This window comes from Tenacibaculum geojense, assembly GCF_042676005.1.
Lineage (GTDB): Bacteria > Bacteroidota > Bacteroidia > Flavobacteriales > Flavobacteriaceae > Polaribacter > Polaribacter geojense.
In genome coordinates, this window is record NZ_JBHTJR010000037.1 from 1 (window position 1) to 14463 (window position 14463).

At 32.9% G+C, this 14463-nt stretch carries 11 protein-coding genes; 9 read left to right on the forward strand and 2 right to left on the reverse strand.

Features of this window, described 5'->3' with window-relative positions; all coding sequences use genetic code 11:
* The 7 genes from ACFQ1U_RS06430 to ACFQ1U_RS06460 form a co-directional block, all read left to right on the forward strand.
* Positions 1 to 4991, forward strand: a 4991-nt coding sequence (locus tag ACFQ1U_RS06430; protein WP_386106517.1) for a T9SS type B sorting domain-containing protein, incomplete at its 5' end; no start/stop codon positions are given.
* 5 nt (positions 4992 to 4996) lie between these two features.
* Positions 4997 to 5941: a PorP/SprF family type IX secretion system membrane protein gene (locus ACFQ1U_RS06435; protein ID WP_386106519.1), complete on the forward strand. Its 945-nt coding sequence runs from the start codon at positions 4997 to 4999 to the stop codon at positions 5939 to 5941.
* Between the two features lie 71 nt (positions 5942 to 6012).
* The gene (gene rluF / locus ACFQ1U_RS06440; RefSeq protein WP_386106521.1) at positions 6013 to 6903 is read left to right on the forward strand and encodes a 23S rRNA pseudouridine(2604) synthase RluF; all 891 of its coding nucleotides are present in this window, start codon (positions 6013 to 6015) and stop codon (positions 6901 to 6903) included.
* A gap of 55 nt (positions 6904 to 6958) precedes the next feature.
* Entirely contained in the window at positions 6959 to 8089 is a 1131-nt protein-coding gene (gene tgt, locus ACFQ1U_RS06445) for a tRNA guanosine(34) transglycosylase Tgt (protein ID WP_386106523.1), read from the forward strand.
* Position 8090: 1 nt separating this feature from the next.
* Positions 8091 to 9182, forward strand: coding sequence for an LptF/LptG family permease (locus tag ACFQ1U_RS06450; RefSeq protein ID WP_386106525.1), 1092 nt, complete (start codon positions 8091 to 8093; stop codon positions 9180 to 9182).
* Positions 9169 to 10065, forward strand: a complete 897-nt coding sequence (locus ACFQ1U_RS06455) for a DMT family transporter (RefSeq protein ID WP_386106527.1) — start codon at positions 9169 to 9171, stop codon at positions 10063 to 10065. The genes ACFQ1U_RS06450 and ACFQ1U_RS06455 overlap by 14 nt, the downstream gene beginning before the upstream one ends.
* A 60-nt stretch (positions 10066 to 10125) precedes the next feature.
* Positions 10126 to 11079, forward strand: a complete 954-nt coding sequence (locus ACFQ1U_RS06460) for an acetyl-CoA carboxylase carboxyltransferase subunit alpha (RefSeq protein ID WP_386106529.1) — start codon at positions 10126 to 10128, stop codon at positions 11077 to 11079.
* Between the two features lie 52 nt (positions 11080 to 11131).
* Here ACFQ1U_RS06460 and ACFQ1U_RS06465 read toward each other — a convergent pair whose 3' ends face one another.
* Positions 11132 to 11761 carry a 7-carboxy-7-deazaguanine synthase QueE gene (locus ACFQ1U_RS06465; RefSeq protein ID WP_386106531.1) on the reverse strand — a complete coding sequence of 210 codons (630 nt, stop codon included), beginning with the start codon at positions 11759 to 11761 and terminating at the stop codon, positions 11132 to 11134.
* Positions 11733 to 12227 (reverse strand): RidA family protein, encoded by a 495-nt coding sequence (locus ACFQ1U_RS06470; protein ID WP_386106533.1) that lies wholly within the window; start codon positions 12225 to 12227, stop codon positions 11733 to 11735. The genes ACFQ1U_RS06465 and ACFQ1U_RS06470 overlap by 29 nt, the downstream gene beginning before the upstream one ends.
* Positions 12228 to 12341: 114 nt before the next feature.
* Here ACFQ1U_RS06470 and ACFQ1U_RS06475 point away from each other — a divergent pair, with 114 nt between their 5' ends.
* Entirely contained in the window at positions 12342 to 13859 is a 1518-nt protein-coding gene (locus ACFQ1U_RS06475) for a helicase HerA-like domain-containing protein (protein ID WP_386106535.1), read from the forward strand.
* Between the two features lie 43 nt (positions 13860 to 13902).
* Positions 13903 to 14463, forward strand: coding sequence for a hypothetical protein (locus tag ACFQ1U_RS06480; RefSeq protein WP_386106537.1), 561 nt, complete (start codon positions 13903 to 13905; stop codon positions 14461 to 14463).

Below are 14463 nucleotides of genomic sequence, written 5' to 3' on the forward strand. Positions count from 1 at the left end.
TAACTATTTCACAGAACCCAGATGTAACATTAACTACAACTGTTGATGAGTTTGGTTGTTCAACAGGTAACGTTACGGATAATGCAGTAGTAAATACTACTGCAGGAGGCGGAACAGGTACGTATGTACGTTATGTATTTGTATACGATAATAATACACCAGCCGATACTACAGATGATATTACACAAGACAGTGCTAATGACAGTTTTGTAGTAACCAATGAAGCAGGCGGTTCGGTAGCTGTAACGGTTTATGATGACAACGGATGTATAGCAACAGCTACACAAGTGGTAGCACCATTTAATGGATTAAGTAATGCAGATTACGTAGTAACAAAAGACGTAGACTGTAGAGTTTTACCATTAGGCGGAGCAGATTTAGATATCACGTTTGATTCAAGTGTAAGTGCCATCAATGCAGATGTAACAATTACAGGTTCAACAACTGCACATACAGATACACAAAGTGGAACATCACCAGTAAGTTTCACAGGAGTTCCAGCGGATACTTATACGGTAACAATCACCAATCCAATAACAGGATGTGTTTTAAGCACTACTATTTTAGTAGAGGAAGCACCAACGTTTAATATGGATGTTAATAAGACGAGTGATGTAGCATGTGTTGGAAGTAATGAAGGATCTTTTACGTTTGATTTCAGTACAAGTTCACCATACACAGGAAACTACAACTATGATGTTATAGATAATGCTACAAGTATTTCAACAGGAATAACAGGTGTTGGAGTAGGCGGTACACCAGTAAGCATTACTGGTTTAGCAGCAGGAGTTTATTATGTTCAGGTAACGATGACTGATAGTCCATTCTGTCCAGTAACTACGCCATTAGTAACTATTGATGAGCCAACGGCACCGTTAGCTTTATCAACGAGTGCTACTGCTGTAAGTTGTAACGGAGGATCCGACGGAAGTATCACAGCAACCGGATCAGATGGTTGGGGTGGTTATACTTATAGTTTAACACCAGTAACAGGAACTTCACCAGCAGTAGGTTTCAGCACAAACAATGTGTTTAGTGGTTTAACAGCAGGTACTTATAATATCACAGTAAGAGATGCTAATGGCTGTGAGGAAGTTGTAACAGAAACGGTTCCAGATGCTAGTTTAGTAGAGTTTACAGTTACACATATTGATAATTCATGTGATGCAAGTTTAGGCGGAAGTATAGAAGTAACACCAACAGGTGGAACAGGTACTTATACGTTTACTTTAACCAATACAGGTACAAGTTCAGTAGTATCGAGTGGAACAGGAACAGGAGTTTACACCTTTACCAATGTAGGAGCAGGAGATTATAGCGTATCAGTTGTAGATAGCAATAATTGTCCAGGTACAGCGTTAACGAGTCCATTAGTAACTATCAGTCCAGATTTAGCTTTTACAGCTATTCAGACAAAGAATATAGATTGTTCAGCGAGTCCAGATGGAGTTATTACTGTTGATATTACATCAGGTTCAGGTACCTATGAATATTCAGTAGTTAATAGTTCATCAGCAGTTATCGTAGCACAAACATCAACAGGTGGAACTACATTTACATTTGATGTAAGTACAGCAGATACGTACACAGTAGAAGTGTTTGATATGGCCGCTACCCCAGTATGTTCAACTACGGTTGACGTAGTGGTTGCACCAGCTATTCAGCCAGATTTCAGTGCGGTGGCAAGTGTAAATAATATTTGTTTTGGTAGCACTGATGGAGTAATTCAGATCACAGAGGTAAACAATAGTATCAATCCATTAACTTACAGTATAATTGTTGTAAGTGGTGGTCCATATTCTGGTAGTATTGATATGACTACTTTAACGTATTCAGGATTACCAGCAGGTGTTTATGATATTACCGGAGAGGGAACAAATGATTGTACTACTACAGTTCAAGTAACTATTTTAGAGAATCCAGATGTAACGTTAGGAACTTCGGTTACAGAGTTTGGTTGTTCAACAGGTAATGTTACGGATAATGCAGTAGTAAATACTAGTGCAGGAGGCGGAACAGGTACGTATGTACGTTATGTATTTGTTTATGATAATGGTACTCCTGGAGATACATCTGATGATATTACTCAAGACAGTGCTAATGACAGTTTTGTAGTAACCAATGAAGCAGGCGGTTCGGTAGCTGTAACGGTTTATGATGATAACGGATGTATAGCAACAGCTACACAAGTAGTAGCACCATTAAATGCAATAACAGATGCAAGTGTAACAGTTGATAAGGCAATAGATTGTGCAACTGGAGAAGATATAACTATTAATTACACGTCGGTTTCAGCAATACCAAATGTTGAATACAGCGTAACAGGAATTAATGGCACAACGTATTCAACAGTTACACAAACGGCACCAATGCCAAACCCAGAAACATTTACAGGATTAGGGACAGGAGTTTACGAAATAGCAATCTTTAACCCAGATACAGGATGTACATTTACAATAGTACATCAAGTAGATACACCACCAACATTTAATGTAAATGTTCAAACAGTTAATGATGTTGCTTGTGTTGGAGATGCTAATGGTGAAATTTCTATAGAATTTAGTACAAGTTCACCTTATACAGGAAACTTTACCTATGATGTAATTGATAGAGCTACAGGACTAACAACTGGAATTGGCGGTAATGGTTCAGGAAGCTCTACTACTATAGTTTCTGGTTTAGCGGCAGGTGAGTATATTGTAGAGATTTTAATGACAGACAGTCCTTTCTGTCCAGTAACCTCTAATCCAGTTACTATTAATGAACCAAATGCACCATTAACGGCAAACTTAAATGTTGGCTTAATAAGTTGTATCACAACAAATAGTGGGCAAGTAGTAATTAACGGAGTTGATGGTTGGGGTGGATATACTTACCAATTGGTAAATTTAACTACCGGAATAACAGTACAAGCTTTCGATACTAATAACATTATTACAGGTTTAGAAGCTGGAGACTATGAAGTTTCTGTAAGAGATGCTGGAGGATGTGTATTTGTAGACAACTTTACATTAACGCCACCGGCACCATTTAATGCTACTATTAATCAAACAGCATTTAACCAATGTGAGGGCGATCAAATGGCAGCAATTGAAATTGTTGGTGTAACAGGAGGTCAAGGTAATCCACCATCATATACTTATAGCTTAACATATCCTGACGGTTCTGTTACAGCACAACAAACATCTAATGTATTTACAAGTTTAGGTGCAGGAGATTATATTGTAACGGTATACGATGAATTTAACTGTAGTGAACAGTTTAATTATACGGTTACTGAACCATCAGATGTTTCAGCAGTAGCATCAGTAAATGGAGTTATAAGTTGTACTAATCCAACTGTAGATGTAACGGTTACTGGGAATGGAGGAACAGGAGCTTATGAATATAGTAATGATGGAGTAACATTTGTAGCAGGTAATGTATTTGCTGTAACAGCAGGAGAACATGAGTTCTTTGTAAGAGATGCAAACGGATGTATTTCTGCTCCATATATTATTACTGTTGCCGATTTAGAGCCTTTAGCAGTTGAAATCGAAACAATTGGAGGATTTATAACATGTTATAATGAAACAAATGGTGTGTTATCAGCTAATGCAACTGGAGGTTTAGGAAATTATAGTTACGAATTATTAGAAAGTGGTGTTGTAGTTCAAGGTCCACAAGCATCTAATACATTTACAAACTTAGGTCCTGGAGTATATAGCATTAGAGTTACAAGTGTAGACTGTATTGAAACAACTGCTACCCATGAAATTGTTAACCCAGAAGAATTAATAGCAACAGCTTCATCTACACCGGTAAGTTGTTATGGAAGTTCAGATGGAACAATAACTGTGGATGCAACTGGAGGTACAGGAACTTTAGTGTATGAAATAGACAGTGCACCAGGCAGATTCCAATCATCTAATGTGTTTGTAGATTTACCAGCGGGTATTTATAATGTAACAGTACAAGATGAAAGAGGTTGTTTCACGATTATTCCAGTTGAAGTTATAGAGCCTCAAGAGTTATCTGTATCATTAGTAGGAACTGTTGTAGAACAAGCTTGTATTCAAGACCCAGCACCATCATTCACTGTAGAAATTAACGGAGGTACTGGTCCATACAGAGTAAGTTTAAACGGTAATGCATTTATAAATTTACCAGCAGGAACAAATACCTATACATTTGATAACTTAGAGCCAGGTACATCATACACTGTAATTGTAAGAGACGCTAATGATTGTAGACCAGCAGATAACCTGACTATTGTTACAGAAGAAACTGTTAACATGCAGTTACAACACACCGTAGCATATGATTGTTCGGGTGATGTTACAATAACAGGTATAGTTGATGAGTTATATACTAATGAAGTTGTATTTACTTTATCAGGTCCAGAAGTAGCAACAAACGATACAGGAGTATTTGTTGTAAACACTCCAGGTTTCTATACCTTAGAAGTTGAACATATTGACGGATGTATCGAAACTATTGATCAGATAGAGGTAGAAGACATCGAGCAGTTAGGATTAACAATCGACACAAGTCAGGTAAATATTTTAATTGCAAATCCGGTAGGAGGCGTTGGACCGTATGAATTTAGTATAGATGGTAGCGAATTTAGTTTCCAATCAGAATTTATCATCTCACAAACACGTGAATACACAATCACGGTAAGAGATGCTAGAGGATGTGAGTTTACAGTTACTGTTTTAGGTGAATTTATTACGATAGAAATTCCTAACTTCTTTACACCAGATGGTGATGGAGATAACGAATATTGGTACCCAATTAATGTAGAAGATTATCATGATGTTAAAGTGTACATCTATGATAGATACGGAAGACAATTAAAAGTGTTTGAAGGATCACAACAAGGTTGGGACGGAATGTACGACGGAAGACCTTTACCAACTGGAGATTATTGGTATACTATTGATTTTAAAGAGTTAACCAATGAGCGTAAGAAAATGATGGGTCACTTTACATTATATAGAAGAAGATAATATATATGAAAAAAATAATAGTAGCACTGCTTTTAATCCTCAGCACTAAAGCAGTTACAGCTCAAGAAAGAGATTTACCGCCATATATCAATCATATGGCGGACAATCCGTTCATGATTTCTCCGTCTTATGCGGGTATTGGATCGGGTTTACAAATCAGATTAAATGGAGTAAGCCAATGGATTGGTGTAAAAAATGCGCCAAACACCCAGTCGATAACTGTAGAAGCAAGAATCGCAGAGAGATTTGGAGGCGGATTAACTATTTTTAATGATAGTAATGGTAATACCTCTCAACAAGGAGCCAAATTATCTTTTGCAAGTCACTTAACGTTAAGTGATTTATACGATAGTTTTTTATCATTTGGTATGACCTATACTTTTGTACAATTTGGTATTGACACACGTGATAATAATACGGGTGAAGTATTAAGTAACATTTCTGAAGGTAAATCTAATTTTGATGTGAGTATGCTATACCGTTTTGATAGATTTGCTTTTAGTGTAAATGTTAATAATATTTTAGATCAAGAAGTACTAAACACTATTTCAGGAGAGCCTGAAGTTTTAAGAAAGTATTCATTATATTCCTATTATAGTTTTAGAGTGAATAGAGAGGTGGAAATAGAACCCTCTATTTTTGTAGAATATTTTGAAGCAAGTGCTCGTTCTAGAAATGACGTAAACGTTAAATTACGTAAAAGAATTAGAGATGGTTATGTTTGGATAGGTGCAAGTTATACCTTCTTAAACGATCAATTTGGTGAACCATTATCTGTAGCGCCTTTAGTTGGATTAAAAAAGAATAAATTTTACTTATCATATGGTGTAAGCCTAAATGTAAATAATATTCAAGATTTTACATATGGAACCCATATGATTACGCTTGGATTTGATTATGATAGAAGACCAAGTTTAGCACGATGTACACAGAAAATGATGATGTTTTAAAATTTAAAAAATATATAAAACTAAAAATCCTCAAGAATGTTCTTGAGGATTTTTAGTTTACTTTTGTACCAATGGAACAGCAGGATAAAAAATCTACCAACTTAAACAAGTTTATTAGTAGTACAGGAATGTGCTCAAGACGAGAAGCTGAAAAGTTAATTACAGCAGGTAGAGTAACTATAAATAATAAACCTACTCAATTAGGAAATAGAGTATTTGAAGGAGACATAGTAAAAATTGACGGAAGAGCGTTAAAACCTAAACCTAAAACACTCTACATTGCATTAAATAAACCTGTAGGTATTGTTTGTACAACAGATAGTAAAGAGAAAAAAAATATTGTAAAATTTGTTGGTCACCCAGAAAGACTATTTCCTATTGGAAGATTAGATAAACCATCTGAGGGTTTGATATTTCTTACCAATGACGGAGATATTGTAAATAAAATTTTACGTGCAGGAAACAATCATGAAAAAGAATATATTGTAACTGTAGACAAAGCAATAAACGACAATTTTGTGGAACGTATGAGTAACGGAATTCCAATTTTAGGAACTGTTACAAAAAAATGTAAAGTAGCTCAAATTAACACAAATACCTTTAAAATTATTCTAGTACAAGGCTTAAACAGGCAAATTAGAAGAATGTGTGAGTTTTTGGGTTATGAAGTTACGAAATTACAACGTACTCGAATCATGAATGTGACTTTAGGGAATTTAAAACCTGGAGATTGGCGAGAACTAACTAGCCATGAAATGGATGAAATTAACAGGTTAGTCGCAAGTTCCGTAAAAACTGAGGAAGCATCTATACCAGAAGAAAAACCCGTTAAAAAGAGTAAGAAAATATCAAATCAACCGGTTAGAAATGAGTTTAATAAAAAAAGTAGCTCGTTTAGAAAAAAAGGTAAATCCTCGCAAAAGTCAAAACCTCAATTCGGAAGAAAAAGAAAGAGATTTTAAATCTTAATAACTAATTAAGTTTTTCCATTAATTCAATTATGTATCTTTGCCAACTATGCAATTTGATTTAAAAATTACCGACCCAAAGAGTAAAGCCAGAGCAGGAGTAATTACTACCGATCATGGTACTATAGAAACTCCCATATTTATGCCAGTAGGCACAGTTGCATCTGTAAAAGGTGTACATCAATCAGAATTAAAAAATGAAATTAATCCAGATATTATTCTGGGTAATACTTACCATTTATACCTACGTCCAAAAACAAATATTCTTGAGCAAGCAGGAGGTTTACACAAGTTTATGAATTGGGATCGTAATATTTTAACAGATAGTGGTGGTTATCAAGTATATTCTTTATCAGAAAGAAGAAAAATTAATGAAGAAGGCGTAAAGTTTAAAAGTCATATAGACGGCTCTTTACATTTCTTTACACCTGAAAATGTTATGGAGATTCAGCGTTCTATTGGTGCTGATATTATTATGGCATTTGATGAGTGTACACCTTACCCTTGTGATTACAATTATGCAAAAAGCTCTATGCACATGACGCATAGATGGTTAAAAAGATGTATAAATCATCTTGAAAAAGTGCCACCAAAGTATGGTTACAACCAAACGCTTTTTCCTATTGTTCAAGGTAGTACCTATAAAGATTTAAGAAAGCAGTCTGCAGAGTTTATAGCATCAGTTGAAGCAGATGGTAACGCTATTGGAGGTTTATCAGTAGGAGAGCCAGCTGAAGAAATGTATGCAATGACAGAGGTTGTTACCGCTATTTTACCAGAAGATAAACCACGTTATTTAATGGGCGTTGGTACGCCAATTAATATTCTAGAAAACATAGCACTTGGTGTTGATATGTTTGATTGTGTTATGCCTACACGTAATGCAAGAAACGGAATGTTATTTACAGCACATGGTACTATCAATATTAAAAATAAAAAATGGGAAAATGATTTTTCTCCTATTGATGACATGGGAATTACTTTTGTAGATACGATGTATTCAAAAGCATATTTACGTCATTTATTTGCCTCTAAAGAATTGTTAGGTAAGCAAATAGCTTCAATTCATAATTTAGGATTTTATTTATGGTTGGTTCGTGAAGCTAGAAAACATATTTTAGCAGGAGATTTTGCCGAGTGGAAAGATAAAATGGTAAAACAAATGGACAAACGATTATAAATTGAAAATACTAGATTGGTACATATTAAAACGTTATTTAGCAACCTTTTTATTCACGTTGTTAATTTTAATACCAATTGCGGTAGCTATTGATATTTCTGAGAAGATTGATAAGTTTTTACGTCATGAAAACTTAACTTTTTTTGAAATAGCTAATGATTATTATAAAAACTTTATTATATATTATTCCAATACATTTATGCCGTTGGCATTGTTTATTGCGGTAATAATTTTTACATCTCGTTTAGCAAATAACTCAGAAATTATAGCTATAAACAGTTCACAGGTTTCTTTTACGCGTTTTTTATATCCTTATTTTATTGGCGCAACATTGGTAACTGTTTTTGCTCTTTTTATGAATCACTACATTGTACCTAATAGTAGTAAAACACGTAAAGAGTTCGAAAAAAAATATTTAAAAAGTAAAAGTAAAGAATATCAAGAGCGTACTGTTCGGAATTTTAGTCTACAATTAAATGATAGTACGTATATTTTTGTACAAAACTTTGATTTAAAAAGAAATCAAGGATATAATTTTTCTACAGAAGTATATAACGGTATCAAGTTAAAATATAAGTTAGAGTCTGATAATTTAACATGGAGAGAACAAGATACGGCGTTTCGATTGCTAAACTGGAAAAGTAGGGAAGTATTACCAAACAAAGATATTATTGATATGGGTAATAAGTTAGATACTACTTTTGCTTTTACCCCTAAAGATTTTAATTACAAATCTACATTTGCTTTAGAAATGCCTTCAGATGAATTAACTGCATTTATAGATTTATCAGAAAAACGAGGTGTTAAAAACCTAAATGCGTATTTAGTAGAATATTATAAAAGAACATCTTTACCATTGGCTTCCTATATACTTACATTATTAGCCGTTGCATTGGCTCATAAAAAAAGAAGAGGAGGAATGGGGGTAAACCTAGCTATTGGTTTAAGTATTATGTTTGTATACGTGTTCTTTCTTAAAATTGGAGAAGTTTTAGGAGCCGTTGCAGGTGCTAATGCCTTATTAAATGTATGGATGCCTAATATAGTATTTGGATCTTTAGCAATATATTTATACATCAATGCAAGAAAATAAATTAAAAAACTATTTATTACTTCATTTAATAGTTTTTATCTGGGGATTTACTGCCATTTTGGGTGCTTTAATTTCTATTGATGCTATTCCATTAGTTTGGTATAGGATGTTATTAGCTACCATTTTTATTGGAATTTATTTCTTATTTAAAAAGAAATCTTTTAGAATAGATAAAAAAGCAATTTTAAAATTCTCAATTTCTGGAATTATCATAGCAATTCATTGGATTACTTTTTTTAAGGCTATTAAAGTATCAAACGTATCAGTTGCTTTAGTTACAATGAGCACAGGAGCTTTTTTTACATCGCTAATAGAACCTTTTTTCTTTAAAAGAAGTATAAAAGCAATCGAAATTATTTTGGGTGTATTAGTTATTATAGGACTTTATATAATTTTCAATTTTGAAAGTCAGTATACTTTAGGAATAGTTTATGCATTAATATCAGCATCTTTATCAGCGTTATTTGCAGTTTTAAATGGTTTATTTGTTAAAAAATATGAACCAAGTGTAATATCTTTTTACCAATTAATGTTTGGTACTTTAGGTGTAACCTTATTTTTATGGTTAAAAGGTTCATTTACAACCGATTTTTTTGTTTTAAAATCAACTGATTGGATGTATTTATTCATATTAAGTAGTGTTTGTACAGCTTATGCATTTATAGTATCTGTACAAGTAATGAAATATTTAACACCCTTTACGGTAATGCTTACTATCAACTTAGAACCTGTGTATGCTATTGTATTGGCACTCATAGTTTTTGGAGAGAAAGAGCAAATGAATACAGAGTTTTATTACGGTGCATTTATAGTACTTTTTGTAGTATTATTAAATGGTTTACTCAAAAATTCTTCAGCAATTAAAAAGAAATTACAACGATAATTTAGTATGTTTGTTTTTACAAACAACTAAGAATAGTAAAAAAATCAAACTTTATACACAATGGAATATTTAGATTTTGAAATGCCAATTAAAGAATTAGAAGATCAATTGGCAAAATGCTATGAGATTGGAAAAGAAAGTGAGGTTGACGTTACAGAAACCTGTAGCAAAATTGAAAAAAAATTAGAAAAAGCCCGCAAAGATATATACAAAAACTTAACACCTTGGCAGCGTGTACAATTATCTCGTCATCCAAATAGACCTTATACTTTAGATTATATCAAAGCTTTATGTGGAGATACCTTTATGGAGTTACATGGTGATAGAACGGTAAAGGATGATAAGGCCATGATTGGTGGTTTAGGTAAAATAGGAGATCAATCTTTTATGTTTATCGGTCAGCAAAAAGGTTATAATACAAAAACACGTCAGTATCGTAACTTTGGTATGGCTAATCCAGAAGGATATAGAAAAGCATTACGTTTAATGAGAATGGCAGAGAAATTTGGTATTCCTGTAGTAACTTTTTTAGATACACCTGGTGCATATCCTGGATTAGAAGCTGAAGAACGTGGACAAGGAGAAGCTATTGCTCGTAATATTTTTGAAATGACTCGCTTAAAAACTCCTATTATAACTATTGTAATTGGAGAAGGAGCTTCTGGAGGAGCTTTAGGTATTGGTGTTGGTGATAGAGTATATATGATGGAAAACACTTGGTATACTGTTATTTCACCAGAATCATGTTCGTCTATTTTATGGCGTAGTTGGGAATATAAAGAGGTTGCTGCTGAAGCATTAAAATTAACGGCTGATGATATGAAAAAACAGAAGCTAATTGATGCTATTATTAAAGAGCCTTTAGGCGGAGCTCACTCAGATAGAGAAGGTGCTTTTGATGCTGTAAAAAAACAAATAGTAAAAGCTTATAAAGAGTTAAAAGATTTAGATCATGCATCTTTAGTAAGTCAACGTATGGAAAAATTTGAAAACATGGGAGTATACAAAGAGTAGTGTGCAAAACCATATATACCATAAAAAAACCTCACTATTTAGTGAGGTTTTTTTATGGTATATTTAAATATTTATGTGTTTGTAATGAAATTCTCCATTTCGGATTTTCCATAACATAATCAATAATTAAGGGAGTCATTTTTTCTTTTTTACTCCATTCTGGCTGTAAAAATAACTGACAATTTTTACCCACTTTAGCAGCTTGTTCTTCAGCAAATTTAAAATCATTATTATTATGAATAATCATTTTAAGTTCATCAGCTTCTCTATAACATTCTTCTATAGGTAATTTTGTTTTTTTAGGAGATAAGCAAAACCAATCCCACTTTCCAGAAAAACTATAAGCTCCAGAGGTTTCAATATGAGTTTTAATACCTGCTAATTGTAATTGAGCTGTAATATAGTCTAAGCTCCACATTAAAGGCTCACCACCAGTAATTACAACCGTTTCTGCATATTTTTTAGCATTTTCAACAATTAAGTCTGTATGGGTAGGTGGATGTAAGTTAGCATCCCAACTTTCTTTAACATCACACCAATGACAACCAACATCACAGCCTCCAATTCTAATAAAATAAGCTGCAGTTCCTGTGTGAGCACCTTCTCCTTGTATGGTGTAAAATTCTTCCATTAAAGGAAGCATTTTTCCTGTATTAATTAATTCTTGTGTTTTTAAATCCATCTACTTTTACCGCTATTACATCAACTTCAATTTTGGCTCCTACCAATAAATCGGCTGCAAATGTAGTTCTTACAGGTTTATTTTCAGGAAAATATTCACGGAAAATTTTGTTAAATCCCGCAAAATCGTCGGTAGTACTTAAAATTACTGTACATTTTATCACATGTTTCATATCAGAACCATGAGTTAACAACACATCTTTTATATTTTCTAAGGTCTGTTTAGTTTCAGCTTCTATACCGCCTTCGGGTAGTTTACCAGTTTCAGGATTAATACCAACTTGACCTGCCAAAAAAAGTAAGTTACCAACTTCTACAGCTTCAGAAAAGGGAGCATTTTTCTTGCGTTCTAATTTTGAAGAATGAAAAACAAGTTCTTTTGGTTTTTGGCTAGGTTTTTCATTTTGATGACTACAGGAAAAAAATAATAAACCAATGAAAATGAGCACTATTTTGTTTAAAAACATATAAAATATTGTGAATTAACACAAAGTTATAGAAATTAAACTATGTAAAATTATTTAGTACCATTTTTTTGAAATGCTGATTTTAATAGTATTTTTATCAAAAAATAAGACAGAATGAGTCAAAAGGAAGCTTTTTTTAACCATATAACTCAAGGATATCAATGTAAAGGAGACTTTATTACGCTAGGCGCAGGTATGTTAGGTGAAGAGACAATAACAGATGCTTTGGTAAATATTCCTTTAAAAACCTTAAATAGACATGGTTTAATTGCAGGAGCAACAGGAACTGGTAAGACTAAAACATTACAAGTATTAGCAGAAAACATGTCAGAAAAAGGTATTCCGGTACTTTTAATGGATGTAAAAGGTGATTTAAGTGGATTGGCACAGGCAAGTCCAGGGCATCCTAAAATTGATGAACGCCATCAAAAAATTGGTATTCCGTTTAAAGCACAACAATTTCCTATAGAAGTTTTAACCATTTCCGAGCAAGATGGTGTTCGTTTACGTGCAACAGTATCTGAATTTGGACCTGTTTTATTATCAAGAATTTTAGATTTAACAGAAACTCAAGCAGGAATTGTTGCTATTATTTTTAAATATTGCGATGATAATTTGTTACCTCTTTTAGATTTAAAAGATTTTAAAAAGATGTTGCAATTTATTACTGCTGAAGGAAAAGAAGAAATTTCTGCAGAATACGGAAGAATATCATCAGCAAGTACAGGAGCAATTTTAAGAAAAATAATAGAGCTTGAACAACAAGGCGGTGAATTATTTTTTGGAGAAAAATCTTTTGAAGTTGATGATTTAACGCGTATTGATGAAAATGGCAGAGGCGTAATTTCAGTTTTACGTTTAACGGATATTCAAGATAAACCTAAATTGTTTTCTACCTTTATGCTACAATTATTAGCTGAAGTTTATGAAACATTTCCGGAACAAGGCGATAGTGGAAGACCAGAGCTGGTTATTTTTATAGATGAAGCTCATTTAGTATTTGATGAAGCATCAAAAGCATTATTAAGTCAAATAGAGAGTATTGTTAAGCTTATACGTTCTAAAGGTATTGGGTTGTATTTTGTAACCCAAAATCCAAAGGATGTTCCAGAAGATGTGTTAGCGCAATTAGGAATGAAAGTTCAGCATGCATTACGTGCTTTTACGGCTAAAGATAGAAAAGCAATTAAATTAGCAGCTGAAAATTATCCTGATTCAGAATATTATAAAACATCAGAAGTTCTTACACAATTAGGAATTGGAGAAGCCTTGGTTTCGGTTTTAAATGAAAAAGGTATTCCAACACCTTTAGCCAGAACTATGTTAAGAGCACCTATGAGTAGAATGGATGTTTTAACAGAAAAAGAACTAAATGACGTTTTAGATAATTCTAAGTTAATAGCTAAGTACAATAAAACAATAGACAGAGAAAGTGCTTATGAACTATTAAATGATAAAATTGATAGAATTAACAAAGAAAAATCTGAAGAAGAGGCAGCAAAAGAGCGTCAAAAATTAAGTAGAAGATCAACTTCAAGAAGTAGAAGTATAAGGCAAAACCCTGTTGTAAAAGTATTAACTAGTGCAACTTTTATAAGAAGTGTATTTGGGATTCTTAAAAAAGTACTATAAACTAAAACCAATAAAAATACGTTAACTATACAAAACCGATTAGATGAAAAGATTTTTAAAGCCATTATGTGTAGCTATTATTTCAATAGCTTTTATGCAATGTAGTAACGATAAATTTAATGTAGCAAAAGATAAAGTAGGAGAATTAACACCAAAAACTACGGTTGAAGAGTTAGAAACTATTTTTAAAAATGATTCTATAGTTAAAATTTTAAGTGAAGGAGCTAAAGGAAATAATTATTTTCAAGATGATGATAAGTATGAAATTTATGAAAAAGGAGGGAAGCATCTCCTTACTTTAGTGCCTCAAGATCAATTAGATTCTACTTCTACTATTAAAAGTGTTCAAATTTTTGATGAGCGATATAAAACAGCATCAGGTTTAAATATTAACGCAACTTTTGCTGAAATTAATAGTAACAATACCATTAGTAAAGTAGAATCTTCATTTTCATCAGCAACGTTATTTATTGATGATTTAAATGCTACTATAACTATTGATAAACAAGACTTGGGCTTGAAAGAATTTGATTTACAAAAAGTAAGTTTAGAACAGATACCAGATTTGGCAAAAATTAAAACCTTTACAGTTTGGTTTAATTAA

Coding starts and splice junctions, on each gene's coding strand:
- tgt (WP_386106523.1), top strand. CDS start 6,959: ATGCAATTTGATTTAAAAATTACCGACCCAAAGAGTAAAGCCAGAGCA.
- ACFQ1U_RS06475 (WP_386106535.1), top strand. CDS start 12,342: ATGAGTCAAAAGGAAGCTTTTTTTAACCATATAACTCAAGGATATCAA.
- ACFQ1U_RS06435 (WP_386106519.1), top strand. CDS start 4,997: ATGAAAAAAATAATAGTAGCACTGCTTTTAATCCTCAGCACTAAAGCA.
- ACFQ1U_RS06470 (WP_386106533.1), bottom strand. CDS start 12,227: ATGTTTTTAAACAAAATAGTGCTCATTTTCATTGGTTTATTATTTTTT.
- ACFQ1U_RS06455 (WP_386106527.1), top strand. CDS start 9,169: ATGCAAGAAAATAAATTAAAAAACTATTTATTACTTCATTTAATAGTT.
- ACFQ1U_RS06465 (WP_386106531.1), bottom strand. CDS start 11,761: ATGGATTTAAAAACACAAGAATTAATTAATACAGGAAAAATGCTTCCT.
- rluF (WP_386106521.1), top strand. CDS start 6,013: ATGGAACAGCAGGATAAAAAATCTACCAACTTAAACAAGTTTATTAGT.
- ACFQ1U_RS06460 (WP_386106529.1), top strand. CDS start 10,126: ATGGAATATTTAGATTTTGAAATGCCAATTAAAGAATTAGAAGATCAA.
- ACFQ1U_RS06480 (WP_386106537.1), top strand. CDS start 13,903: ATGAAAAGATTTTTAAAGCCATTATGTGTAGCTATTATTTCAATAGCT.